Genomic DNA, 23,996 nt, shown 5'->3' with positions numbered 1-23,996 from the left:
CTGTGCGACCGCTTACAGCCCCGGGATCCGGCCGTTCCGGAAGAGGTCCACGAAGATCTGGTGGTCGGCACGCGCGCGTGCCCCGTACGCGTGGGCGAACTCCACCAGGAGCTCCGCGAAGCCCTCCTCGTCGGCCGCGATCACCGCGTCGATGGCCTGCTCCGTGGAGAACGGCACGAGCGAGTGGCCGCTGGACTCGTCCGCCGCCGCGTGCATGGTCGCGGTCGCCCGCCCCAGGTCCCCCACGGTCAGCGCGATGTCCTGCGGATCGTCGATGTCCGACCAGTCCAGGTCCACCGCGTACGGCGAGACCTCGGCCACCAGCTGCCCGGCGCCGTCCAGCTCCGTCCAGCCCAGCCACGGGTCCGCGTGCGCCTGGAGCGCCCGCTGCGAGATCACCGTGCGGTGCCCCTCGTGCCGGAAGTAGCCCCGCACCGCCGGGTCCGTGACGTGCCGCGACACCGCCGGCGTCTGCGCCTGCTTCATGTAGATCACGACGTCGTTCTCCAGGGCGTCGCTGTGCCCCTCCAGCAGGATGTTGTACGAGGGGAGGCCGGCCGAGCCGATGCCGATCCCGCGCCGCCCGACGACGTCCTTCACGCGGTACGAGTCCGGGCGGACCAGCGAGGACTCCGGCAGGGTCGCCAGATAGCCGTCGAAGGCCGCCAGCACCTTGTAGCGGGTCGCCGCGTCCAGCTCGATCGCCCCGCCGCCGGGCGCGAAGCGGCGCTCGTACTCCCGGATCTCGGTCATCGACTCCAGCAGCCCGAAGCGGGTCATCGCCCGGGCCTCGCGCAGCGCGCCGAGCAGCGCGCCGTCGGAGGTCTCCAGGGTGAAGCCGGGCGCCTGGTCGCCGCGGGCGCCGGAGGCCAGGGCGCGTATCCGCTCCCGGTAGGCGGCCGCGTAGATCCGGACCAGGTGGGTGATCTGCTCGTCGCTCAGCGCCTTGGCGTAGCCGATCAGGGCGAGCGAGGCGGCGAGCCGCTTGAGGTCCCAGGTGAAGGGGCCCACGTACGCCTCGTCGAAGTCGTTCACGTTGAAGACCAGGCGGCCGTTGGCGTCCATGTAGGTGCCGAAGTTCTCCGCGTGCAGATCGCCGTGGATCCACACCCGGCCGGTCCGCTCGTCCAGGAACGGGCCCTCGTGGGCCTCCTGCTCCAGGTCCTGGTAGAAGAGGCAGGCGGTGCCCCGGTAGAAGGCGAAGGCGGAGCCCGCCATCTTCCGGAACTTGACCCGGAAGGCGGCCGGGTCGGCGGCGAGGAGCTCGCCGAAGGCGGTGTCGAAGACGGCGAGGATCTGCTCACCGCGCTCGTCGGCGGCGGGCTGGGGGACCGGCATCGAGGGTGCCTCCTGGTACGTGACGGGGTCCAGACAAATGGGGCAGGTGTTTCACCTCACCCAACGCGCGACCCTAGCCCTCGGTGCCCTCCTCCTGTCACTCGTCCGACGTAGACTTCGGGGCTGTCCCCCCGGAGAGCGGGGGCCCGGGGGTCGCTCCCCGGGAGATCGCAGCATCGCCGGAGGCACCCCCCGTGACCAAGCCGCCCTTCACGCACCTCCACGTCCACACCCAGTACTCCCTGCTGGACGGTGCCGCGCGGCTGAAGGACATGTTCAACGCGTGCAACGAGATGGGCATGACCCACATCGCCATGTCCGACCACGGCAACCTGCACGGCGCGTACGACTTCTTCCACAGCGCCAAGAAGGCGGGCGTGACGCCGATCATCGGCATCGAGGCGTACGTCGCCCCCGAGTCCCGGCGCAACAAGCGCAAGATCCAGTGGGGTCAGCCGCACCAGAAGCGGGACGACGTCTCCGGCTCCGGCGGCTACACCCACAAGACGATCTGGGCGGCGAACGCCACCGGACTGCACAACCTCTTCAAGCTCTCCTCCGACGCCTACGCCGAGGGCTGGCTCCAGAAGTGGCCCCGGATGGACAAGGAGACCATCTCGCAGTGGTCGGAGGGCCTGATCGCCTCCACCGGCTGCCCCTCCGGCGAGCTCCAGACCCGGCTGCGCCTCGGCCAGTTCGACGAGGCCCTGAAGTCGGCCTCCGAGTACCAGGACATCTTCGGCAAGGACCGCTACTTCCTGGAGCTGATGGACCACGGCATCGAGATCGAGCGCCGGGTCCGCGACGGCCTCCTGGAGATCGGCAAGAAGCTCGGCATCCCGCCGCTGGTCACCAACGACTCGCACTACACCTACGCGCACGAGGCCACCGCCCACGACGCGCTGCTGTGCATCCAGACCGGCAAGAACCTCTCCGACCCGGACCGCTTCCGCTTCGACGGCACCGGCTACTACCTCAAGTCCACGGACGAGATGTACGCCGTCGACTCCTCGGACGCCTGGCAGGAGGGCTGCCGCAACACCCTCCTGGTCGCCGAGCAGGTGACCACCGAGGGCATGTTCGTCGAGAAGAACCTGATGCCGAAGTTCGACATCCCCGAGGGCTACACCGAGGTCACCTGGTTCCGCGAGGAGACCATGCGCGGCATGCACCGCCGCTTCCCCGGGGGCATCCCCGAGGACCGCATGAAGCAGGTCGAGTACGAGATGGACACCATCATCTCGATGGGCTTCCCCGGCTACTTCCTCGTCGTCGCCGACTTCATCATGTGGGCCAAGAAGCAGGGCATCGCGGTGGGCCCGGGCCGAGGCTCCGCGGCCGGCTCGATCGTCGCGTACGCCATGGGCATCACCGACCTCGACCCGATCCCGCACGGCCTGATCTTCGAGCGCTTCCTCAACCCCGAGCGCATCTCCATGCCCGACGTCGACATCGACTTCGACGAGCGCCGGCGCGTCGAGGTGATCCGGTACGTCACCGAGAAGTACGGCTCCGACAAGGTCGCCATGATCGGCACCTACGGCAAGATCAAGGCGAAGAACGCCATCAAGGACTCCGCGCGCGTCCTCGGCTACCCGTACGCCATGGGCGACCGGCTCACCAAGGCCATGCCCGCCGACGTCCTCGGCAAGGGCATCGACCTCAACGGCATCACCGACCCCTCGCACCCGCGCTACGGCGAGGCCGGCGAGATCCGCGCGATGTACGAGAACGAGCCGGACGTCAAGAAGGTCATCGACACCGCCCGGGGCGTCGAGGGCCTGGTCCGCCAGATGGGCGTGCACGCCGCCGGCGTCATCATGTCCAGCGAGCCCATCGTCGACCACGCCCCGATCTGGGTGCGGCACACCGACGGCGTCACCATCACGCAGTGGGACTACCCCCAGTGCGAGTCGCTCGGCCTGCTCAAGATGGACTTCCTGGGCCTGCGCAACCTCACGATCATGGACGACGCCGTCAAGATGGTGAAGGCCAACAAGGGGATCGAGCTCGACCTCCTGGCCCTCCCGCTCGACGACCCGAAGACCTTCGAGCTCCTCCAGCGCGGCGACACCCTCGGCGTCTTCCAGTTCGACGGCGGGCCCATGCGGTCCCTGCTGCGGCTGATGAAGCCCGACAACTTCGAAGACATCTCCGCCGTGTCCGCCCTGTACCGGCCGGGCCCGATGGGCATGAACTCGCACACGAACTACGCGCTGCGCAAGAACGGGCAGCAGGAGATCACCCCGATCCACCCCGAGCTGGAGAAGCCGCTCGAAGAGGTGCTCGCGGTCACCTACGGCCTCATCGTGTACCAGGAGCAGGTGCAGAAGGCCGCCCAGATCATCGCCGGGTACTCGCTCGGCGAGGCCGACATCCTCCGCCGCGTGATGGGCAAGAAGAAGCCCGAGGAGCTGGCGAAGAACTTCGTGATCTTCGAGGCCGGCGCCAAGAAGAAGGGCTTCAGCGACGAGGCCATCAAGGCCCTCTGGGACGTCCTGGTCCCCTTCGCCGGCTACGCCTTCAACAAGGCCCACTCGGCCGCGTACGGCCTGGTCTCCTACTGGACCGCCTACCTCAAGGCCAACTACCCGGCCGAGTACATGGCCGGACTGCTGACCTCGGTCAAGGACGACAAGGACAAGTCCGCGGTCTACCTGAACGAGTGCCGCCGCATGGGCATCAAGGTGCTCCCGCCCAACGTCAACGAGTCCGAGTCCAACTTCGCCGCCCAGGGCGACGACGTGATCCTCTTCGGCCTCTCCGCCGTCCGCAACGTCGGCACCAACGTCGTCGAGTCGATCATCAAGTCGCGCAAGGCGAAGGGGAAGTACGCCACCTTCCCCGACTTCCTCGACAAGGTCGAGGCCGTCGTCTGCAACAAGCGGACCGTCGAGTCGCTCATCAAGGCCGGCGCCTTCGACGAGATGGGCCACACCCGCAAGGGCCTGGTCGCCCACCACGAACCGATGATCGACAACGTGGTGGCGGTCAAGCGCAAGGAGGCCGAGGGACAGTTCGACCTGTTCGGCGGCATGGGCGACGAGGCGAGCGACGAGCCGGGCTTCGGCCTCGACGTCGAGTTCTCCGACGTCGAGTGGGAGAAGTCCTACCTGCTCGCCCAGGAGCGTGAGATGCTCGGCCTGTACGTCTCCGACCACCCGCTCTTCGGCATCGAGCACGTCCTGTCCGACAAGACCGACGCGGCGATCTCCCAGCTCACCGGCGGCGAGCACGCCGACGGCGCGGTCGTCACCATCGGCGGCATCATCTCCGGCCTCCAGCGGAAGATGACCAAGCAGGGCAACGCCTGGGCCATCGCCACCGTCGAGGACCTCGCCGGCTCCATCGAGTGCATGTTCTTCCCCGCCACCTACCAGCTGGTCTCCACCCAGCTCGTCGAGGACGCCGTCGTCTTCGTCAAGGGCCGGCTCGACAAGCGCGAGGACGTCCCCCGGCTGGTCGCCATGGAGCTGATGGTCCCCGACCTGTCCAACGCCGGGACCAACGCCCCCGTGGTCCTCACCATCCCGGCCCTCAAGGTCACCCCGCCGATGGTGAGCCGACTGGACGAGATCCTCCGCCACCACAAGGGCAACACCGAGGTGCGGATCAAGCTCCAGGGCCCCCGCACCACCACCGTGCTCCGTCTCGACCGGCACCGGGTGACGGCCGACCCCGCCCTCTTCGGCGACCTGAAGGTGCTGCTCGGCCCGGCCTGCCTGGCCGGATAGCGCACCCGGACGGTCCGCCCGAACGGCCCGTCCGCACCGTCCGCCCGCGCGCACGCGCAAGGGGCGCGCCCGTCGTCACGGGCGCGCCCCTTTGCCGTCCGTACCGGGCGTCAGTTGTGGCCGAAGCGCTTCTGACGGCCCTTCCGCGCCATGTCACCGGGGGTGACCTGGGAGGCGCGGTTCTCGGCCTGGGACTCCATCGACGACTGCTGCGCCTGCTGGGCACCGCGCTCGGCCGGCGACTGCTGCTTCTGACGGTTCTGGTTGCGGTTCTTGGCCATGGGGATGATGCCTCCTCGAAGGGATCTGGGGGCCAAAGCCGCTGTCAGACTCACACACGGGAGAAACCGCCGCATGTTGGATCATTACGGTGCGTGAGGGCACCCCGCGCGGAGGCCCGGCGCGGCTCCGCCACGCCGATGATCCAGTTCCGGCCGTCAACCCCCTGGCCGTCGGGCAGACTCGAAGGAACCCGGAACACCTGAGATCCCGAGTCCGGCCGAGATCCGAAAGAGGGTGGAGCACGTGGACCGATGCGTCGTTCTGGTGGACGCCGGCTATCTGCTGGGGGCCGCCGCCAGCCTGCTCGCCGGGGAACCGGCCCGCTCCCGCATCAGCGTGGACCACGCGGGTCTCATCCAGCAGCTGAGGGAACGCGCCGAGACCGAGACCGGCCTCCCGCTGCTGCGGATCTACTGGTTCGACGGGGCCCCCGACCGGGTCCCCCAGCCCGAGCACCGCAGGCTGCGCGTGATGCCCCGGGTCACCGTCCGGCTGGGGGCCCTGACCCGCAGCGACGGGCGGTGGGCCCAGAAGGGCGTCGACGCGGCCATGCACACCGAGCTGACCGAGCTGGCCCGCAACCGCGCCTGCACCGACATCGTCCTCGTCACCGGCGACGGCGACCTGCTGCCCGGACTGATGTCCGCCAAGGAGCACGGCGTCGCCGTCCACCTCTGGGCCGTCCAGGCCGCCGACGGCGACTACAACCAGTCCGAGGACCTGGTCGCCGAGGCCGACGAGCGCCGCGTCCTCGACCGGACCTGGATCACCCGGGCCGTCCGCGCCAAGGACCTCACCGGCGTCTGCGCCCCGCCGCCGGCGCCCCGCCCCGAGATCGCCGCCATCCTCTCCGCGCCGCTGCCCGAGGCGGCCCTCGCCTCCGCCGAGCGGGCCGCCGAGCGGGCCGCCGAGGCCGCCGCCGAGCGGAACGGACGGCAGGCCCCCGCCGGAGCCCCCGCACCCTCCGCGGACGGCCACGGCCACGGCCACGGCCACGCCGTCCCGGCCCCCGCCGCCGGCAAGGCCGTCCCCACCCCCAAGGACCTCGCCGGACTGCGCCCCGCCGCCGCACCGCACCCCGCCGCGCCCCAGACGGCCAGCGCCCTGCGCTGGTCCTCCGACCGGGGCTGGATCGAGCGGCCCGCGACCGCCCTCGGCGAGCCGCCCGAGACCGCCTCGCTGCCCACCCTCGCCCAGCTCACCAGCGCCGAGCAGCGCTGGGCCGACCGCGAGGACGACATCACCACCGTCGGCGGCGACCCCTTCGAGGTCGGACAGGTGTTCGCCCGGCGGTGGCTGGAGCGGCTCCCCGAACAGAGCCACGTCCACCGGCTCTCCGTCCTCTACCCCCGCATCCCGCACCGCATCGACGGCGAACTCCTCCGCTACGCCGCCCGGTTCGGTCTCCTCGCCCACAAGGACGACCAGATCGACGAGCACGACCGCTACGCCATCCGCGCCGGCTTCTGGCGCGAGATCGACGTCCGCGCCGCCGCCGAACAAGCCCCCGCGCCCGGACCCGGCCCGGTGACCCCGTAGGCTCTTCCCCCGTGAGTACGGTGTGCGTGGTGCGGGACCTGGTCAAGACGTACCCCGCCACGCGCGGCGGGCGCGGCGCGCCCGCGACCCCCGAGGTGCGGGCCACCGACGGGATCAGCCTCGACGTGCGCGGCGGCGAGGTCTTCGGGCTGCTCGGACCCAACGGAGCGGGCAAGTCCACCCTGGTCCGCCAGCTGACCGGGCTGATGCGCCCCGACTCCGGCACCGTCGAGCTCCTCGGCCACGACCTCGTCCGCCACCCCGAGCGCGCCGCCCGCCTCCTCGCCTACCTCGGCCAGGAGTCCACCGCCCTCGACGAGCTGACCGTCGCCCTCGCCGCCGAGACCACCGGCCGGCTGCGCGGCCTCACCGCCGCCGACGCCCGCGCCGAGCGGGACGCCGTCCTCGACGAGCTGGGCCTCGGCGGGCTGGCCGGCCGGCCGCTCAGGAAGCTCTCCGGCGGCCAGCGGCGGCTCGCCTGCTTCGCCACCGCCCTCGTCGGCCACCGGCCCGTCCTCGTCCTCGACGAGCCCACCACCGGCATGGACCCGGTCGCCCGCCGCGCCGTCTGGGCCGCCGTCGACCGCCGCCGCGCCGAACACGGCACCACCGTCCTCCTCGTCACCCACAACGTCATCGAGGCCGAGACCGTCCTCGACCGGGTCGCCGTCCTCGACCGCGGCCGGGTGATCGCCTGCGACACCCCCGCCGGGCTCAAGGAGCGCGTCGCCGGCGAGGTCCGCGTCGAGCTGCTGTGGCGCGAGTCCGCCCCGCTCGGCCTCCCCGAGGTCGCCGCCCTGCGCGAGCTGGCCCAGGAGTCCGGCCGCCGCTGGGTCCTCCGGCTCGCCCCCGACGACGCCCGCGCGGCCGTCGCCGCGGTCACCGGGGGCGCCGCCTTCGCCGCCCTCGACGACTTCACCCTCGCCACGCCCAGCCTGGAGGACGTCTACCTCGCCCTCGGCGGCGCCGCCCGCGAAGGACTGGTGAAGGCATGAACCCCGCCCCCCGCACCACCGGCGCGGCCCCCCACGTACCGCACGCCACCTCCAGGAGCTGTCCGCGTTGAGCACCCTGCCCGCCGAGGCCCTGCCGGCCGGCGTGCCGGCCGCCCGGGTCCGAGACGCCGGGGAGGCCGCGCCCCTCGCCCCGGCCGCCCGGCTGCTGCCCTCCCTCGCCGCCGTCTACAAGGCGCAGCTCAGCCGGGCCCGGGTGGCCCGCATCCCGCTGCTCTTCGTCGCCACCTTCCAGTCCATCGGGATCATGATCCTGATGCGCGGGGTCGTCGACGGCGGCTCCGAGGCCCGCGCGGTCGTCGCCGGCTCCACCGTCCTCGTCGTCGCCTTCGTCGCCCTCAACCTGCTCGCCCAGTACTTCGGGCAGCTCAGGGCGGGCGGCGGCCTCGACCACTACGCCACCCTGCCGGTGCCGCCCGCCGCCGTGGTGCTCGGCGCCGCCGGCGCGTACGCCTCCTTCACCGTCCCCGGCACGCTCGTCACCGCCGTCACCGGCGCCGTCCTCTTCGGCCTGCCGCTCGGCCACCTGTGGCTGCTCGCCGCCGTCGTCCCGCTCTCCGGAGCCGCCCTCGCCGGGCTCGGCGCCGCCCTCGGGCTGCTCGCCCCCCGCCAGGAGCTGGCCACCCTCCTCGGCCAGCTCGGCATGTCCGCCGCGCTGCTCCTGGGCGTGCTCCCCGGCGAGCGGATGCCGCAGCCGATCGGCTGGGCGCGGGACCTGCTGCCCTCCACGTACGGCGTCGAGGCCCTGGCCCGCGCCTTCGACCCGCACCCGGACTGGGCGGCCGTCGTCCTCGACCTGGGGGTCTGCGGCGCCGTCGGCGTCCTGTCGCTGGCCGTCGCCACCTGGGCCTACCGCAGGGCCGCGGTCCGCTGAGGCGGGCCACGGGCACACCTGGCACGATGGCGGGGTGACCGCACCCCTGACGCCCTCCCAGCAGCCGCCGCACGATCCGTCGTGGCCCCCGCCGCCCCCGCCGCACCAGGGGCCGGCCGGCGACCCGATCACCGCGGCCGAGGTCGTCCAGGGCCTCGTGGTGACGGCCGCCTCCGCGGCCGCCGGGGCCGTGCTCGGCGCGCTCTGGGTGTGGCTGGCGCCCACGGTCCAGCTGATCTCCGACGGCAAGGGCGTCTATCTGCGGAACTCCGAGGGGGAGGCCGCGATCGGCGCCGACGGCACCTTCGTCCTCCTCGCCCTCGCCTTCGGCGCGGTCGCCGGGCTCGTGGTCTTCCTGGTCCGCCGCAAGGGCGGCGTGACGCTCGTCCTCGGCCTCGCGGCCGGCGGCGTGCTCGGTTCGCTGCTCGCCTGGTGGCTGGGGACCAAGCTGGGACCGACCTCGGACGTGGTCGCCCACGCCAAGGCCGTCGGACCCGAGGTCGTCTTCGACGCCCCGCTGAAGCTCCAGATGGGCGCCGCCGCGATGCTGGCCTGGCCGCTCGCCGCGATGGTCGTCCACCTGCTCCTGACCGGCGTCTTCGGGCCCCGCGACCCGGAGCAGGACTGGGACGCCCCCGGGCACTGACCCGCGGGGGTCAGCCGCGGCCGATCGGGGCCAGCACCGCCGAGGTGAGCGCGGCCAGGTCGGCGGGGGAGAGCTCGACCTCCAGGCCCCTCCGGCCCGCCGAGACGCAGATCGTGGCGTGGGCGGACGCCGAGGAGTCGAGCACCGTGCGCAGCCGCTTGCGCTGGCCCAGCGGCGAGATCCCGCCCCGGACGTAGCCGGTCGTCCGCTCGGCCGCCGCCGGGTCCGCCATCGCCGCCCGCTTGCCGCCCACCGCCGACGCCAGCGCCTTCAGGTCCAGCTGGCCGGCGACCGGCACCACCGCCACCGTCAGTTCCCCGTCGACGTCCGCCACCAGCGTCTTGAAGACCCGGTCGGGCGTGACGCCCAGCGCCTCCGCCGCCTCCTCGCCGTACGAGGGGGTCGCCGGGTCGTGCTCGTAGGCGTGCAGGGTGTACGCCGTGCCCGCCGCGGCCAGGGCCACCGTCGCCGGGGTGCCTCCGCCGTTCTTCTGCTTCTTCTTCGCCACGGGGCTTCCTCGGTTCCCTCGCTCCGTCAGTTCGGGTAGGTGGGCGCCTGGGTCAGCTCCACCGCCGGCAGCGACGGGAGGTGCCGCAGCACCGCCGTCTCCGCGCGCAGCAGCGCCAGCTCCTCGCGCAGCCGGGCCGTCGTGTCCGGCGCCTCCAGGAGCCGCTGCTTCGTGGGCACGTCCACCTGGGCCGCCGCGGCGACCAGGTACGACACCACCGACGGGTCGTCGGGCAGTTCCGTGGTCGTCAGCGACCGCTCCCGCGCCCCCGCCAGCCGCTTCTGGTAGGCGCGGAAGGCCCGCAGCACGCCCTCGGCCAGCGCCTCGGCCTCCTCGCCCGGCTTCTCCGGCAGCTCCTCGGTCCCGGCCGTCAGGAACGGGCCGCTCGCGTCCACGTCCCGCAGCCGCACCCGCGTGGTGCCGGTGACCATCACCTCGTACGAGCCGTCCCCCCGCTGCCGGATGCTCGCCGCGTCCGCGACGCACGCCACCGGGTGGAAGCTCTTGATCGGGTCCGGCCCGAAGCCCGCCGCCGGGCCCTTCTCGGGCAGCGCCGTCGGATCCGGCATGCCGGGCGCGGTGGGCGCGACCTCGTGCCCGTCCCGGATCGCGACCACGGCGAACCGCCGCGGCTCGGAGGCGTCGATGTCGAGCAGTGCGCGCATCATGGCGCGATACCGCTCCTCGAAGACGTTGAGGGGCAGCACGAGGCCGGGGAACAGCACCGCGTTGAGCGGGAAGAGGGGCAGGCGAGCGGTGGTCACAGCGGCCAGCCTAATGGCCGCGCGGACCGCTCCGTCCGGGGATTCCCCCAGCCCGCCCCCACAGCGCGGTCCGGCGCGCCAGCTCCGCCCGGGTCCGGTCCCGGGTGGCCAGGAACCGACGGAGCGGATCGTGGCCGCCGACGCCCCACGGGAAGGAGGTGGCGTACGGCCCCGTCCGGCCGAACTCGGCCAGCGCCTCCTCCCACCGCCCCCGCTCCACCAGCACGTACGCCAGCAGGTTCCGCGCCTCGGCCGGCCACGGGTCGCCCGCCGCGAACGCCGCCGACAGCTCCAGGCCCCGGTCCGCCGCCCGGTCGATCCGCGCGCCGTCCGCCGCCGGTCCCGCCGGCCGGTCCCGGCCCGCGCCCGGCAGCGGACGCAGCCCCTCGTAGGCGGCGCGCACCGGCAGGGCCCGCACCAGCGAGCCGGGCGCCGCGTCGTCGGCCGCCTGCTCCGCGAAGTCGTAGGCCGCCCGCTGCGAGCCGTACCACTGCGCCGACAGGTACTTCAGCGCCGCGACGTGGGAGCCGTAGTGGTGCGGGGAGCGGAGCAGCGCCTGCTCCCACAGGCCCTCGAAGACCGCGTGGCCCGCGTGCGCGCCGCGCGCGTGGTCGAGCGCCAGCCGCCACGGCACCGGGTCGCGCCCGGCGTCCTCCGTGAGCGGCCGCAGCAGCGGGTCCAGCTCGCGCAGCCGCTCCGCCCGGGCCGGTGACTCCCAGGCCCGGCGGACCGCGAGCTGCGCGGCCACCAGCAGGGCGTCGGGGTCCCCCGGCGCGGCCTCCAGCCACCGGTCCAGCCACTCGCCCCGGCTGTACGCGAAGGTTGCGAGCCGTCCCACATAGCGGTCCCGGTCCTCCCACTCCCCGGCGTCCCGCGTGGTGGCGAGCAGCTTGGCCGCGGGCTCCGGGTCGCCGAGCGCGGCGGCCACCAGGGCGGGCGCCAGCCGCCCGTCCGGGGCGTCGAGCAGCACGTCGTCGTCCGGCGTCAGCCCCGCGGCGAGGCGCGGGGCGTGCCGGGCCGAACGGGCGGTGCGGACCAGGGCGCGGAAGAAGGACATGGCAGGACGTATCTTCCCACCGGGGGACCCTCCGGGCCCGCCCCGCCGGCCTCCCTTCACCCGGATCTCACCCGGTCTCCCCCCGGCCGTCACGCCGTCCGCCCGGGGGAGCGGCTCACCCCCTCCGCAGCAGGCGGGTGGCGCCCGCCGCCACCGTGGTGGCCAGGATCCAGCCGAGCAGGATCAGCACCGCAGCCGCCCACTGCCAGCCGCCCTCCAGGCGCCAGTAGCCGTCCTGGCCGAGCGTGATCACCGGCAGCAGCAGGTCCAGGGCGTACAGCGTGCCGTTCCACGCCGGGCCCTCGCCCTCCTTGATCGGCACCGGTTCGTACCGCGAGAAGGCCAGCGTGCCCGCCGCCCACAGCACCGCCATCCACAGCGCCGCCCGGCCCGGCCGGTAGCCGTACGCCACCGTCCAGTCCTGGACGTACCCCCACAGCTTCCCGGCGATCGGCAGCGTCTCGCGTCTGCGCCGCTGCTTGGCGAGCAGCACCTCCCGGGCGTCCTCGTCCTCCCCGCTGGCGCGGAGCACGGCCGCCAGCCGCTCGTACGGCTCCGGGGCGTACTCCGGCGTCGCCGCCGCCACCCAGGCCAGCCGCCGGGCCAGCGGGAAGTGGCCGTACGGCACCAGGTTCTCGTAGACGAAGCCGCTCATCGCCAGCCCGCCCGGGTCGGGCCAGCTGGTCGACAGGTCGATCAGCGTCACCACCTTCGCGCCGTTCAGCACCACCCGGCCCTCCTCGGGCCGCTCGCCGTTGAACCTCAGCTCCGGGGTGACGATCCGGCGCAGCGACAGCTCCTCCCGGCGCGCCCCGCTCAGCAGGAAGCGGGCGTGGTTGAGGTCCACCGCGTCGCCGAAGCGGCCGTCGTCCAGCCGCACCCCGCCGTGGAACTCGGCCGGCTTGCGCCGGGCGTCCCGCACCGGCGTCACGCCGTAGGGCGGGGTCGCCGTGGACTGGCCGCCGCCCTCGTAGACCCAGGCCGCGTTGAGGTACAGGGTCCGCTCCACCGACAGCTGCGGGGCGTTCAGCGCGCGCCGGCCCCGGTCCCCGCGCAGCACGCTGCCCCGCAGGCTGAGCGAGACCCCGACCTTCGCCCCGCGCAGACTGAACTCGCCGTGCGTCTCGATCAGCTCGGCCTGGAGGTCCTGCGCCACCACCATGCCGTCCGCCGTGACCGCCCGGCCGCGCCCGTCCGGCCACACCTGGATCTGGTTGATCAGCAGGTCCGTGCCGATCTGCGCGTCCGTCAGCCGGATGCCCCGCCGCACCCGGCAGCGCGGCAGGTGCAGGTCGCCCTCCGTGTGCAGCCGGGCCGCCTCCAGGCGGGGGAGCGCGCAGCCGACCATCCGCAGCGTGCCGAAGCGGGCCTCGGGCAGCGCCACCTCGTCGTCGAAGCGGCAGTCGTGCAGCTCCACGTAGGGCGCCACGGTCCCGCCGGCCAGGCCCAGCACGCCGGTGATCCGCACCCCGCGCAGCTTCAGCGCGGCCACCCGGCCCGACCGGGCCGGCGGCCCGTCGAGCAGCAGCGCCGCCACCACGTCGGCGCGCACGCTCCGCTCCGGCCCCCACGGCACCTCCCCGAACGGGTCGTCCCGCTCCGGCACCCCCTCCGTCAGATCACAGGTCCTGCCGATCCGGAACGCCTGCCACATGGCCGTCTCAGGTCCCGTGAGACCGTCCGGCATTCCGTCCTCGTGCGGCTCGGTCACTGCCGCCCCCTCGCTCTCCCCGATGCGCTCCCACCACTCCGCTTGCCGGGAGTCGTGGATTCGTACAGTCGTTCTTCCCGCACTGTGACGGGCTGAACGCTAACGGTCAGGAGTGGCGAGGAGACGCCACAGTGGCGTGTATCAACGGGTAGCAAGCCACGTATCAGCCAGTGATACGGACGTCCGGGGCCGGAGGGCCGTCTGCGAGAATTGACCCGTGATCTCTCGAATCGATCTGCGCGGCGAGGCCCTCCCCGAGGGTTCCGCCCTGCGCGACCTGCTGCCCCGTGCCGAGTTCGACGTGGAAGCCGCCCTGGAGAAGGTGCGGCCGATCTGCGAGGACGTACGGCATCATGGCGCGGCCGCGGTGATCGAGTACGGCGAGAAATTCGACGGCGTCCGGCTCCGGGGCCTGCGCGTCCCCGCCGGGACGCTCGCCCGCGCCCTGGAGGAGCTCGACCCGGCCGTCCGGGCCGCCCTGGAGGAGTCCATCCGGCGCGCCCGCCTGGTCCACCGCGACCAGCGCCGCACCACCCACACCACCCAGGTCGTGCCCGGCGGCACGGTCACCGAGAAGTGGATCCCCGTCGACCGCGTCGGCCTCTACGTGCCGGGCGGCCGCGCCGTCTACCCGTCCTCCGTCGTGATGAACGTCGTCCCGGCCCAGGAGGCCGGCGTCGAGGGCATCGCGGTCTCCTCCCCGCCGCAGAAGGAGTTCGACGGCCTGCCGCACCCGACGATCCTGGCCGCCTGCGCCCTCCTCGGCGTCGACGAGGTGTACGCCGCCGGCGGCGCCCAGGCCATCGCCATGTTCGCCTACGGCACCGAGGCCATCGGCGACGAGCCCGGCTGCGCCCCCGTCGACCTGGTCACCGGCCCCGGCAACATCTACGTCGCCGCAGCCAAGCGCCTCCTCAAGGGCCGCATCGGCATCGACGCCGAGGCCGGCCCCACCGAGATCGCGGTCCTCGCCGACGCCACCGCCGACCCGGTGCACGTCGCCGCCGACCTCATCAGCCAGGCCGAGCACGACCCGATGGCCGCCTCCGTCCTCGTCACCGACTCGGAGGAGCTGGCCACGGCCGTCGAGGCCGAGCTGAAGGCCCAGGTCGCCGTCGCCCGGCACGTCGACGACCGGATCGCCCCGGCCCTGGCCGGCAAGCAGTCCGCGATCGTCCTCGTCACCGACCTGGAGGACGGCCTCAAGGTCGTCGACGCCTACGGCGCCGAGCACCTGGAGATCCAGACCGCCGACGCCGCCGCCCTCGCCGACCGGGTCCGCAACGCGGGCGCGGTCTTCGTCGGCCCCTGGGCGCCGGTCTCCCTCGGCGACTACTGCGCCGGCTCCAACCACGTCCTGCCCACCGGCGGCTGCGCCTGCCACTCCTCGGGCCTCTCCGTGCAGTCCTTCCTGCGCGGGGTGCACATCGTGGACTACACGCGCGACGCGCTCGCCGACGTGGCCCACCACGTGGTCACCCTCGCCGAGGCCGAGGACCTCCCGGCCCACGGCGCCGCGATCAAGGCCAGGTTCGGCTGGAAGGTTCCGGAGGGCAAGTGAGCGACCAGAACGACACCATCGGGATCGACGACCTGCCGATCCGCGAGGAGCTGAAGGGCCAGTCGCCCTACGGCGCCCCCCAGCTCGACGTGCCCGTCCAGCTGAACACCAACGAGAACCCCTACCCGCTGCCCGAGCCCCTGGTGGCCCGGATCGCGGAGCGGGTCGCCGAGGCCGCCCGCGGCCTCAACCGCTACCCCGACCGGGACGCGGTGGAGCTCCGCACCGAGCTGGCCCGCTACCTCACCCGCACCGGCGGGCACCCGGTGGCCGTGGAGAACGTGTGGGCCGCCAACGGCTCCAACGAGGTCCTCCAGCAACTGCTCCAGACCTTCGGCGGCCCGGGCCGCACCGCGATCGGCTTCGAGCCCTCGTACTCGATGCACGCCCTGATCGCCCGCGGCACCGGCACCGGCTGGATCTCCGGCCCGCGCAACGAGGACTTCACCATCGACGTCGAGGCCGCCGAGGCGGCCGTCGCCGCGCACCGGCCCGACGTCGTCTTCGTCACCTCGCCCAACAACCCCACCGGCACCGCCGTCGAGGCCGGGGTCGTGGAGCGGCTGTACGAGGCCGCCCAGGCCGCCAAGCCCTCGCTGGTCGTGGTGGACGAGGCGTACGTGGAGTTCAGCCACCGGGACTCGCTGCTGCCCCTCCTGGAGGGCCGGCCGCACCTGGTGGTCTCCCGGACCATGTCCAAGGCCTTCGGCGCCGCCGGACTCCGCCTCGGCTACCTCGCCGCCCACCCGGCCGTGGTCGACGCCGTGCAGCTGGTCCGCCTGCCGTACCACCTCTCCGCCGTCACCCAGGCCACCGCGCTCGCCGCCCTGGAGCACACCGACACCCTCCTCGGGTACGTCGAACAGCTCAAGACCGAGCGCGACCGGCTGGTCGCCGAGCTGCGCGCGACCGGCTACGAGGTCACCGAGTCCGACGCCAACTTCGTCCAGTTCGGCCGCTTCGACGGAGCCGAGGGCTCCCACGCGGCCTGGCGGAGGATCCTCGACCAGGGCGTCCTGGTCCGGGACAACGGCGTACCGGGCTGGCTGCGGGTCACCGCCGGCACCCCCGAAGAGAACGACGCGTTCCTCGACGCGGTTCGTCAGCTGAAGAAGGAGCAGAACGCATGAGCCGCGTAGGCCGCGTGGAGCGCACCACCAAGGAGACGTCCGTCGTCGTCGAGATCGACCTCGACGGCACCGGAAAGGTCGACGTGTCGACCGGGGTCGGCTTCTACGACCACATGCTGGACCAGCTGGGCCGCCACGGTCTGTTCGACCTGACCGTGAAGACCGACGGCGACCTCCACATCGACTCGCACCACACCATCGAGGACACCGCCCTCGCGCTGGGCGCCGCCTTCAAGCAGGCCCTCGGCGACAAGGTCGGCATCTACCGCTTCGGCAACTGCACGGTCCCGCTCGACGAGTCCCTCGCCCAGGTCACCGTCGACCTCTCCGGCCGCCCCTACCTCGTGCACACCGAGCCCGAGAACATGGCGCCCATGATCGGCTCCTACGACACCACCATGACGCGGCACATCCTGGAGTCCTTCGTGGCCCAGGCGCAGATCGCCCTGCACGTCCACGTGCCGTACGGGCGCAACGCCCACCACATCGTGGAGTGCCAGTTCAAGGCGCTCGCCCGCGCCCTGCGCTACGCCTCCGAGCGGGATCCCCGCGCCGCCGGAATCCTCCCCTCCACGAAGGGCGCGCTGTAATCGTGACCGGTCTCTCCACCATCCTGATCGTCGTCGGGCTCTTCCTGCTCGGCGGCATCTACTCCTTCGTCAAGCAGCAGATGCCCAAGGGCGTCATCGTGCTGCTCTCCGTCGGCGCGGTGATGTGCCTCGCCGCCGGCGTCATGCGGCTGGACGTGTGGGCATGACGGGCGGCACGGGCAACGGCAAGAAGGTCGTCGTCTTCGACTACGGCTTCGGCAACGTCCGCTCCGCCGAGCGCGCGCTCGCCCGGGTCGGCGCCGACGTCGAGATCACCCGCGACTACGAGAAGGCGATGAACGCCGACGGACTCCTCGTCCCCGGCGTCGGCGCCTTCTCCGCCTGCATGAAGGGGCTCAAGGAGGCCCGCGGCGACTGGATCGTCGGCCGCCGCCTCTCCGGCGGCCGCCCCGTCATGGGCATCTGCGTCGGCATGCAGATCCTCTTCGAGCGCGGCATCGAGCACGGCGTCGAGAGCGAGGGCCTCGACGAGTGGCCCGGCGCGGTCGAGCCGCTCCGGGCCCCCGTCGTGCCCCACATGGGCTGGAACACCGTCGACGCGCCCGCCGACAGCGAGCTGTTCGCCGGCCTCGACGCCGACGCCCGCTTCTACTTCGTGCACTCCTACGCGGTGCGCGAGTGGACGCTGGAGGTCGGCAACAAGAACATCCGCGCCCCCAAGGTCACCTGGGCCACCCACGGCGAGCCCTTCGTCGCCGCCGTGGAGAACGGGGCCCTGTGGGCCACCCAGTTCCACCCCGAGAAGTCCGGCGACGCCGGAGCCCAGCTCCTCACCAACTGGATCGGAACCCTGTGAGCACTCTGGAACTCCTCCCCGCCGTCGACGTCCGCGACGGCCAGGCCGTCCGGCTCGTGCACGGCGAGTCCGGCAGCGAGACCTCCTACGGCTCCCCGCTGGAGGCCGCCCTCTCCTGGCAGCGCTCCGGCGCCGAGTGGCTCCACCTCGTCGACCTGGACGCCGCCTTCGGCACCGGCGACAACCGCGAGCTGGTCCGCCGGATCACCGAGGCCATGGACATCAAGGTCGAGCTGTCCGGCGGCATCCGGGACGACGCCTCGCTCGCCGCGGCCCTCGCCACCGGCTGCACCCGGGTCAACCTCGGCACCGCCGCCCTGGAGACCCCCGAGTGGGTCGCCAAGGTCATCGCCGAGCACGGCGACAAGATCGCCGTCGGCCTCGACGTGCGCGGCACCACCCTCAAGGGCCGCGGCTGGACCAGCGAGGGCGGCGACCTCTACGAGACGCTCGCCCGCCTCGACTCCGAGGGCTGCGCCCGCTACGTCGTCACCGACATCGGCCGCGACGGCACCCTCACCGGCCCGAACACCGAGCTCCTGAAGAACGTCTGCGCGGCCACCGACAAGCCCGTCGTCGCCTCCGGCGGCGTCTCCTCCCTGGACGACCTGCGCGTCCTGGCCGGTCTCACCGGGCTGGGCGTCGAGGGCGCGATCGTCGGCAAGGCGCTCTACGCCGGGGCGTTCACGCTGGAAGAGGCGCTGGAGGCGGTGGCCGCCGTATGACCGATTCCGTGCGCAAGGTCGTCACCGGCGCCCCCTGGGAGGAGACCTTCGGCTACTCCCGCGCGGTCGAGCTGCCCAACGGCACCGTCCTCGTCTCCGGCTGCACCTCGGTGGTCGACGGCGAGATCGCCGACGGCGGCCCGTACGAGCAGGCCGTCAACTCCTTCGGCGTCGCCCTCGCCGCGCTGAAGCAGCTGGGTCTCGGCGCCGAGCACGTCGTCCGCACCCGCATGTACCTCACCCACGCGCGGGACGTGGACGAGGTGGGCCGCGCCCACAAGGAGCTGTTCGACGCGGTCCGCCCGGCCGCCTCGATGATCATCGTCTCCGGCTTCGTCGACCCCCGCCTGGTGGTCGAGGTCGAGGTCGAGGCGTACAGGAGTGATGCGGCATGAGCCTCGCCGTACGCGTGATCCCCTGCCTGGACGTGGACAACGGCCGGGTCGTCAAGGGCGTCAACTTCCAGAACCTGCGGGACGCCGGCGACCCCGTCGAGATGGCCAAGCTGTACGACGCCGAGGGCGCCGACGAGCTGACCTTCCTCGACATCACCGCCTCCTCCGGCAACCGCGAGACCACCTACGACGTGGTGCGCCGCACCGCCGAGCAGGTCTTCATCCCGCTCACCGTCGGCGGCGGCGTCCGCTCGGCGGAGGACGTCGACAGGCTGCTGCGGGCCGGTGCGGACAAGGTCGGCGTCAACACCGCCGCCATCGCCCGCCCCGAGCTGATCCAGGAGATCGCGGAGCGCTTCGGCCGCCAGGTCCTCGTGCTGTCCGTGGACGCCCGCCGTACGGCCTCCGGCTCCTTCGAGGTCACCACCCACGGCGGCCGCAAGGGCACCGGCATCGACGCCGTCGAGTGGGCCCACCGCGCCGCCGAGCTGGGCGCGGGGGAGATCCTGCTCAACTCGATGGACGCGGACGGCACCAAGGACGGCTACGACACCGAGATGATCGCGGCCGTGCGCAAGCACGTGACCGTCCCGGTCATCGCCTCCGGCGGCGCCGGGAAGCTCGCCGACTTCGCGCCGGCCGTCGCGGTCGGCGCGGACGCGGTGCTCGCCGCCTCCGTCTTCCACTTCGGCGACCTGCGGATCGGCGAGGTCAAGGGCGCGCTGCGGGAAGCGGGGCACGCGGTCCGCTGAGGCGTCGTTCCGCTTGAGGGAAGGGCCCCCTCGGGGGCCCTTTTCGCCGACCAGATGCGAAAGGAAACTTGCGCAATATTCATTGTGCAAGTTTTCTTTCGCATCTACGGTCGTGGACATGACCTCGCAGGAGAACCGTCGGATCACCGACCTCGGCACCCTCAAGGCGATCGCGCACCCCCTGCGCATGCGCCTCTACCGGAACCTCTTCGTCGCCCGCACCGCCACCGCCTCCCAGCTCGCCGAGCAGGTCGACGAAGCCGTCTCGCTCGTCAGCTACCACCTGCGCAAGCTCGCCGAGCACGGCCTCATCGAAGAGGCCGAGGCCCAGTCCAGCGACGGCCGGGAGCGCTGGTGGCGCCCCAGCTCGTACGGCGTCACCATCCGCGACGAGGACGTCAGGGACACCCCCGAACTGGCCGCCGCGAGCGACGCGGTCGGCCGCACCGTCAACGAGCAGCGCGCCGAACTCCACCGCCGCTTCCTGGACGAGCGCCTCACCTGGTCCGCCGCCTGGCGCTCCGCCTCGATCAGCTCCGAATGGCTGCCCCGCCTCACCGCCGCCGAACTCGCCGCGCTCAACGAGGAGCTGGACGCCGTCTGCGAGAAGTACGACCGCATCGCCCGCGCCGCCGAGGCCGCCGGCGACACCGAGGGCCGCGAGAACGTCGCCGTCCACCTCCACGGCTTCCCCTACCGGCCGTGACCGCCGTCATCGAGGCCCGCCCCGCCCACCGCAGCCCCCAGGTCCTGCGCTGGCTCGGCGCCTACACCGCCTCCACCCTCGGCGACAGCGTCTTCTACCTGGCCCTCTCCTGGGCCGCCGTCAGCGGCGGCAGCCCCGCCCAGGCCGGGCTCGTCATGGCCGTCGCGGCCGTGCCCCGCGCGCTGCTCATGCTCTTCGGCGGAGTGATCGCCGACCGGCTCGGCCCGCGCCGGGTCGTCATCGCCTCCGACGCCGTCCGCTGCCTGGTCACCCTCGGCCTCGCCGCGACCCTCTTCCTCGCCTCGCCCGGCCCGGGGGCGCTCGCCGCCGTCGCCCTCGTCTTCGGCACCGTCGACGCCCTCTTCCTGCCGGCCGTCGGCGCCCTGCCGCCCCGCGTCGCCGACCGCGACCAGCTCGCCCGCGTCCAGGGCATGCGCGGCCTCGCCCACCGGACGGGCGCCATCGTCGGCGCCCCGCTCGGCGGCCTCGCCGTCGCCGTCGGCGGCACCGCGAGCGCCTTCGCCGTCGCCGGCGCCCTCTTCGCGCTCTCCCTGCCCCTGCTCGCCGCGCTCCGGCTCCGCCCGCTGCCCCGGGAGGAGGAGACCCGCGACGGCACCGCCCCGCGCGGCCTCGCCGACGGCCTGCGCTACCTCCGCGGCCACCGGGTGCTCGGCCCGCTGATGATCGTCGTGCTCCTCAGCGACCTCGGCTTCGTCGGCCCCCTCAACGTCGGCCTCGCCGTTCTCGCCGAACAGCGCGGCTGGGGCGCCTCCGGCATCGGCTGGGTCCTCGCCGGCTTCGGCGTCGGGGCGGGCGGCGCCTCCCTGCTGCTGACCGTCAAGGGGCACGTGCCCAGGACCGGGCTCGTCATGGGCTGGACCATGGTGATCGGCGCCGTGTCGATCGGCGCGCTCGGCCACCTGCCCCAGCTCGCCCCCGCCGTCGCCGTGGCCCTCTCCATCGGCCTGTTCGCCGGCCTCTCCGGAGCCCTGTGCAACGCCCTGATCCAGACCGAGTGCGACCCCGCGTACCTCGGCCGGGTGAGCGCCGTCGCCAGTCTCGGCAGCCTCGGCATCGCCCCGCTGAGCTTCCCGCTCACCGGCGCCGCCATCGGCACCTGGGGCTCCGGCCCGGTCTTCGTCGTCAGCGCCGCGGTCTGCGCCCTCTCCGGCGGGTACGCCCTCGCGGTCCGCGCCGTCCGCCGCGCCGAACTGCCCCGTTAGCTCAGATCCCCAGCTGCTTCGTCGTGCTCAGCAGCTCGATCGCGTCCGGGTCGCCCTCCACGCCCACCTTCGCCACCTCCGTACGCCCGTACAGGTACATCGTCAGCTCGCCCGGCTCCCCGGAGACCGTCACCACCGGGGTCCCCTTGTGGGCGACGACCGTCTGGCCGTTCGGACGGCGCAGCACCAGGCCGACCGGTGCCTTGCGGGCCAGCAGCCGGGCGCCCTTCTCCAGGCGGGACCAGAGGGCGTCCGCGAAGACCGGGTCCAGCTCCCGCGCCGACCAGCCGGACTGGGCCCGCCGGACGTCCTCGGCGTGGACGTAGAACTCGACGACGTTCGCCCCCTCGTCCACCTGCTTGACCGCGAACGGGGAGAAGCGCGGCGGCCCCGTGCGGACGAGCTGGAGCAGCTCCTCGTACGGCTTCGCGGCGAACTCGTCCTGCACCCGCTGGAGCCGCTCCCGCAGCGCCGGCACGAGCGTCCCGGCCGCCGCGTCCGGCCGGCGCTCCCGCACCACCACGTGCGCCGCCAGGTCCCTCGTCCGCCAGCCCTCGCACAGCGTCGCGGCGTCCGGACCGGCCGCCTCCAACAGATCAGCGAGCAGAAGCCGTTCACGTTTGGCATGGGTCGACATGCCCGCCAGCGTACGACCGCGCCGCGCCGTCCGCCCAGTGGACGCCCCGCCGGACACGCCCGCGCGCCACGGCACAATGGCGCCATGAGCAGCACGCCCCGGACCCCCAGCGACCTCGACCCGGCCGTCGCGGCCCGCCTCAAGCGCAGTCCCGACGGCCTGGTCCCCGCCATCGCCCAGCAGTACGACACCGGCGAGGTGCTCATGCTCGGCTGGATGGACGACGAGGCCCTCCACCGCACCCTCACCACCGGCCGCTGCACCTACTGGTCCCGCAGCCGGAACGAGTACTGGGTCAAGGGCGACACCTCCGGGCACGTCCAGCACGTCAAGTCCGTCGCCCTCGACTGCGACGCCGACACGCTCCTCGTCAAGGTCGACCAGGTCGGCGCCGCCTGCCACACCGGCACCCGGACCTGCTTCGACGCCGACGTGCTCCTGCCCCCCGCGGGGCTCCCCGCATCCGAGTAGGGTCTGGCGCCATGGATCTCGAGACCTTCCGCAAGCTGGCGGCCGACCGCCGCGTCATCCCCGTCAGCCGCAGGCTCCTCGCGGACGGCGACACCCCGGTCGGGCTCTACCGCAAGCTCGCCGCCGAACGTCCCGGCACCTTCCTCCTCGAATCCGCGGAGAACGGCCGCAGCTGGTCCCGCTACTCCTTCGTCGGCGTCCGCAGCGACGCCACCCTCACCGTGAAGGACGGCGAGGCGCACTGGCTCGGCACCCCGCCGGTCGGCGTCCCCACGGACGGCGACCCGCTCGCCGCCCTGCGCGCCACCGTCGAGGCCCTCCACACCCCGCGCGACCTGGCCGGCGGCCTGCCGCCGTTCACCGGCGGCATGGTCGGCTACCTCGGCTACGACATCGTCCGGCGCCTGGAGCGGATCGGCGACTCCACCCGCGACGACCTGGAGCTCCCCGAGCTCACCATGCTGCTCACCAGCGACCTCGCCGTCCTCGACCACTGGGACGGCTCGGTCCTCCTGATCGCCAACGCGATCAACCACAACGACCTGGAGACCGGAGTCGACGAGGCGTACGCGCACGCCGTCGCCCGCCTCGACGCGATGGAGGCCGACCTGGCCCGCCCCGTCGCCACCACCCCCGTCGCCCTCCCGGCCTCCGAGCTGCCCGCGTACTCGGCGCTCTGGGGCGGCCCGGCGTACCAGGACGCCGTCGAGGACGTCAAGGAGCGGATCCGGGCCGGCGAGGCCTTCCAGGTGGTGCCCTCGCAGCGCTTCGAGACCCCCTGCGCCGCCTCCGCCCTCGACGTCTACCGGGTCCTGCGGGCCACCAACCCGTCCCCGTACATGTACCTCTTCCGCTTCGAGAACGGCTTCGACGTCGTCGGCTCCAGCCCCGAGGCCCTTGTCAAGGTCGAGGACGGGCAGGCGATGCTCCACCCCATCGCCGGCACCCGGCACCGCGGCGCCACCCCGCAGGAGGACCACGACCTCGCCGAGGAGCTGCTCGCCGACCCCAAGGAGCGCGCCGAGCACCTCATGCTGGTCGACCTCGGCCGCAACGACCTCGGCCGGGTCTGCGCGCCCGGCTCCGTCGAGGTCGTCGACTTCATGTCGATCGAGCGGTACTCCCACGTCATGCACATCGTCTCCACCGTCACCGGCCGGGTCGCCGAGGGGAAGACCGCCTTCGACGTCCTCACCGCCTGCTTCCCCGCCGGCACCCTCTCCGGCGCGCCCAAGCCCCGCGCGATGCAGATCATCGAGGAGCTGGAGCCCTCCCGGCGCGGCCTGTACGGCGGGTGTGTCGGTTATCTCGACTTCGCCGGCGACTCCGACACCGCCATCGCCATCCGCACCGCCCTGCTCCGCGACGGCACCGCGTACGTCCAGGCCGGAGCGGGTGTCGTCGCCGACTCCGACCCGGCCGCCGAGGACGCCGAGTGCCGCAACAAGGCCGCCGCCGTGCTCCGCGCCGTCCACACCGCCAACCGGATGAAAGGTTCACCGAGGCCGTAGGGGATAGTGGGT

General features: G+C 73.1%; 24 protein-coding genes. 17 read left to right on the top strand and 7 right to left on the bottom strand.

The genetic code is table 11. The features are described from left to right. Window positions 1-12 precede the first annotated feature (12 nt). Complete coding sequence (locus ACF1ED_RS11910) at window positions 13-1,338, bottom strand: DUF2252 domain-containing protein (protein ID WP_391759203.1); 1,326 nt, start codon at window positions 1,336-1,338, stop codon at window positions 13-15. Window positions 1,339-1,532: 194 nt separating this feature from the next. Between ACF1ED_RS11910 and dnaE the strand changes: the two genes are divergently transcribed. Continuing rightward, on the top strand, window positions 1,533-5,072 hold the full coding sequence (gene dnaE, locus ACF1ED_RS11905) for a DNA polymerase III subunit alpha (RefSeq protein ID WP_391759201.1): 3,540 nt from the start codon (window positions 1,533-1,535) through the stop codon (window positions 5,070-5,072). A 110-nt stretch (window positions 5,073-5,182) separates the two neighbouring features. On the opposite strand, the gene ACF1ED_RS11900 is transcribed toward dnaE, so the two are convergent. Then, window positions 5,183-5,353, bottom strand: a complete 171-nt coding sequence (locus ACF1ED_RS11900; RefSeq protein ID WP_351100189.1) for a hypothetical protein — start codon at window positions 5,351-5,353, stop codon at window positions 5,183-5,185. 235 nt (window positions 5,354-5,588) lie between these two features. On the opposite strand from ACF1ED_RS11900, the gene ACF1ED_RS11895 reads away from it, so the two are divergent. The 4 genes from ACF1ED_RS11895 (at window position 5,589) to ACF1ED_RS11880 (ending at window position 9,426) form a co-directional block, all read left to right on the top strand. Then, window positions 5,589-6,893, top strand: a complete 1,305-nt coding sequence (locus tag ACF1ED_RS11895) for an NYN domain-containing protein (RefSeq protein WP_391759199.1) — start codon at window positions 5,589-5,591, stop codon at window positions 6,891-6,893. Window positions 6,894-6,904: 11 nt separating this feature from the next. Continuing rightward, window positions 6,905-7,888, top strand: a complete 984-nt coding sequence (locus ACF1ED_RS11890; RefSeq protein ID WP_391759197.1) for an ABC transporter ATP-binding protein — start codon at window positions 6,905-6,907, stop codon at window positions 7,886-7,888. 67 nt (window positions 7,889-7,955) lie between these two features. After that, a complete protein-coding gene (locus ACF1ED_RS11885; protein WP_391759195.1) occupies window positions 7,956-8,780 on the top strand; it encodes an ABC transporter permease in 825 nt (274 codons plus the stop codon). Window positions 8,781-8,814: 34 nt separating this feature from the next. Continuing rightward, the gene (locus ACF1ED_RS11880) at window positions 8,815-9,426 is read left to right on the top strand and encodes a DUF2567 domain-containing protein (RefSeq protein ID WP_391759193.1); all 612 of its coding nucleotides are present in this window, start codon (window positions 8,815-8,817) and stop codon (window positions 9,424-9,426) included. 10 nt (window positions 9,427-9,436) lie between these two features. Here ACF1ED_RS11880 and ybaK read toward each other — a convergent pair whose 3' ends face one another. From ybaK to ACF1ED_RS11860, 4 genes are all read right to left on the bottom strand, one after another. Further along, the gene (gene ybaK, locus ACF1ED_RS11875) at window positions 9,437-9,934 is read right to left on the bottom strand and encodes a Cys-tRNA(Pro) deacylase (protein ID WP_391759191.1); all 498 of its coding nucleotides are present in this window, start codon (window positions 9,932-9,934) and stop codon (window positions 9,437-9,439) included. A gap of 26 nt (window positions 9,935-9,960) precedes the next feature. Beyond that, a complete protein-coding gene (locus tag ACF1ED_RS11870; RefSeq protein WP_391759189.1) occupies window positions 9,961-10,698 on the bottom strand; it encodes an LON peptidase substrate-binding domain-containing protein in 738 nt (245 codons plus the stop codon). A 10-nt stretch (window positions 10,699-10,708) separates the two neighbouring features. Beyond that, window positions 10,709-11,755: a hypothetical protein gene (locus tag ACF1ED_RS11865; protein ID WP_391759187.1), complete on the bottom strand. Its 1,047-nt coding sequence runs from the start codon at window positions 11,753-11,755 to the stop codon at window positions 10,709-10,711. Window positions 11,756-11,870: 115 nt separating this feature from the next. Then, complete coding sequence (locus ACF1ED_RS11860; RefSeq protein WP_391759185.1) at window positions 11,871-13,466, bottom strand: oxidoreductase; 1,596 nt, start codon at window positions 13,464-13,466, stop codon at window positions 11,871-11,873. Between the two features lie 217 nt (window positions 13,467-13,683). On the opposite strand from ACF1ED_RS11860, the gene hisD reads away from it, so the two are divergent. From hisD to ACF1ED_RS11810, 10 genes are all read left to right on the top strand, one after another. Next, entirely contained in the window at window positions 13,684-15,027 is a 1,344-nt protein-coding gene (gene hisD / locus ACF1ED_RS11855) for a histidinol dehydrogenase (protein WP_391759183.1), read from the top strand. Beyond that, on the top strand, window positions 15,024-16,157 hold the full coding sequence (locus tag ACF1ED_RS11850) for a histidinol-phosphate transaminase (RefSeq protein WP_391759181.1): 1,134 nt from the start codon (window positions 15,024-15,026) through the stop codon (window positions 16,155-16,157). Before hisD ends, ACF1ED_RS11850 begins: the two co-directional genes overlap by 4 nt. After that, entirely contained in the window at window positions 16,154-16,747 is a 594-nt protein-coding gene (hisB, locus tag ACF1ED_RS11845; protein ID WP_030492957.1) for an imidazoleglycerol-phosphate dehydratase HisB, read from the top strand. Before ACF1ED_RS11850 ends, hisB begins: the two co-directional genes overlap by 4 nt. 2 nt (window positions 16,748-16,749) lie before the next feature. Further along, complete coding sequence (locus tag ACF1ED_RS11840) at window positions 16,750-16,914, top strand: hypothetical protein (RefSeq protein ID WP_351100160.1); 165 nt, start codon at window positions 16,750-16,752, stop codon at window positions 16,912-16,914. Further along, window positions 16,911-17,564, top strand: a complete 654-nt coding sequence (hisH, locus tag ACF1ED_RS11835) for an imidazole glycerol phosphate synthase subunit HisH (protein ID WP_391759179.1) — start codon at window positions 16,911-16,913, stop codon at window positions 17,562-17,564. The genes ACF1ED_RS11840 and hisH overlap by 4 nt, the downstream gene beginning before the upstream one ends. Next, window positions 17,561-18,289, top strand: a complete 729-nt coding sequence (priA, locus tag ACF1ED_RS11830) for a bifunctional 1-(5-phosphoribosyl)-5-((5-phosphoribosylamino)methylideneamino)imidazole-4-carboxamide isomerase/phosphoribosylanthranilate isomerase PriA (protein WP_391759177.1) — start codon at window positions 17,561-17,563, stop codon at window positions 18,287-18,289. Before hisH ends, priA begins: the two co-directional genes overlap by 4 nt. After that, a complete protein-coding gene (locus ACF1ED_RS11825) occupies window positions 18,286-18,684 on the top strand; it encodes a RidA family protein (protein WP_391759175.1) in 399 nt (132 codons plus the stop codon). Before priA ends, ACF1ED_RS11825 begins: the two co-directional genes overlap by 4 nt. Next, the gene (gene hisF / locus ACF1ED_RS11820) at window positions 18,681-19,436 is read left to right on the top strand and encodes an imidazole glycerol phosphate synthase subunit HisF (RefSeq protein WP_391759173.1); all 756 of its coding nucleotides are present in this window, start codon (window positions 18,681-18,683) and stop codon (window positions 19,434-19,436) included. The genes ACF1ED_RS11825 and hisF overlap by 4 nt, the downstream gene beginning before the upstream one ends. A 118-nt stretch (window positions 19,437-19,554) precedes the next feature. Then, entirely contained in the window at window positions 19,555-20,142 is a 588-nt protein-coding gene (locus ACF1ED_RS11815; RefSeq protein ID WP_391759171.1) for an ArsR/SmtB family transcription factor, read from the top strand. After that, complete coding sequence (locus tag ACF1ED_RS11810; protein WP_391759169.1) at window positions 20,139-21,365, top strand: MFS transporter; 1,227 nt, start codon at window positions 20,139-20,141, stop codon at window positions 21,363-21,365. Before ACF1ED_RS11815 ends, ACF1ED_RS11810 begins: the two co-directional genes overlap by 4 nt. A gap of 1 nt (window position 21,366) precedes the next feature. Here ACF1ED_RS11810 and ACF1ED_RS11805 read toward each other — a convergent pair whose 3' ends face one another. Next, window positions 21,367-22,002, bottom strand: a complete 636-nt coding sequence (locus ACF1ED_RS11805; protein WP_391759167.1) for a TIGR03085 family metal-binding protein — start codon at window positions 22,000-22,002, stop codon at window positions 21,367-21,369. 84 nt (window positions 22,003-22,086) lie between these two features. Between ACF1ED_RS11805 and hisI the strand changes: the two genes are divergently transcribed. Both hisI and ACF1ED_RS11795 read left to right on the top strand, forming a co-directional pair. Then, window positions 22,087-22,473, top strand: coding sequence for a phosphoribosyl-AMP cyclohydrolase (hisI, locus tag ACF1ED_RS11800; protein ID WP_391759165.1), 387 nt, complete (start codon window positions 22,087-22,089; stop codon window positions 22,471-22,473). A gap of 11 nt (window positions 22,474-22,484) precedes the next feature. Continuing rightward, window positions 22,485-23,984, top strand: a complete 1,500-nt coding sequence (locus ACF1ED_RS11795) for an anthranilate synthase component I (RefSeq protein ID WP_391759163.1) — start codon at window positions 22,485-22,487, stop codon at window positions 23,982-23,984. Window positions 23,985-23,996 lie beyond the last annotated feature (12 nt).

Origin of the sequence: Streptomyces sp. NPDC014656 (assembly GCF_043084305.1) — a bacterium.
Lineage (GTDB): Bacteria > Actinomycetota > Actinomycetes > Streptomycetales > Streptomycetaceae > Streptomyces.
Note: the sequence above shows the minus strand (reverse complement) of the source record. Positions and strands in the feature narration are given on the sequence as shown.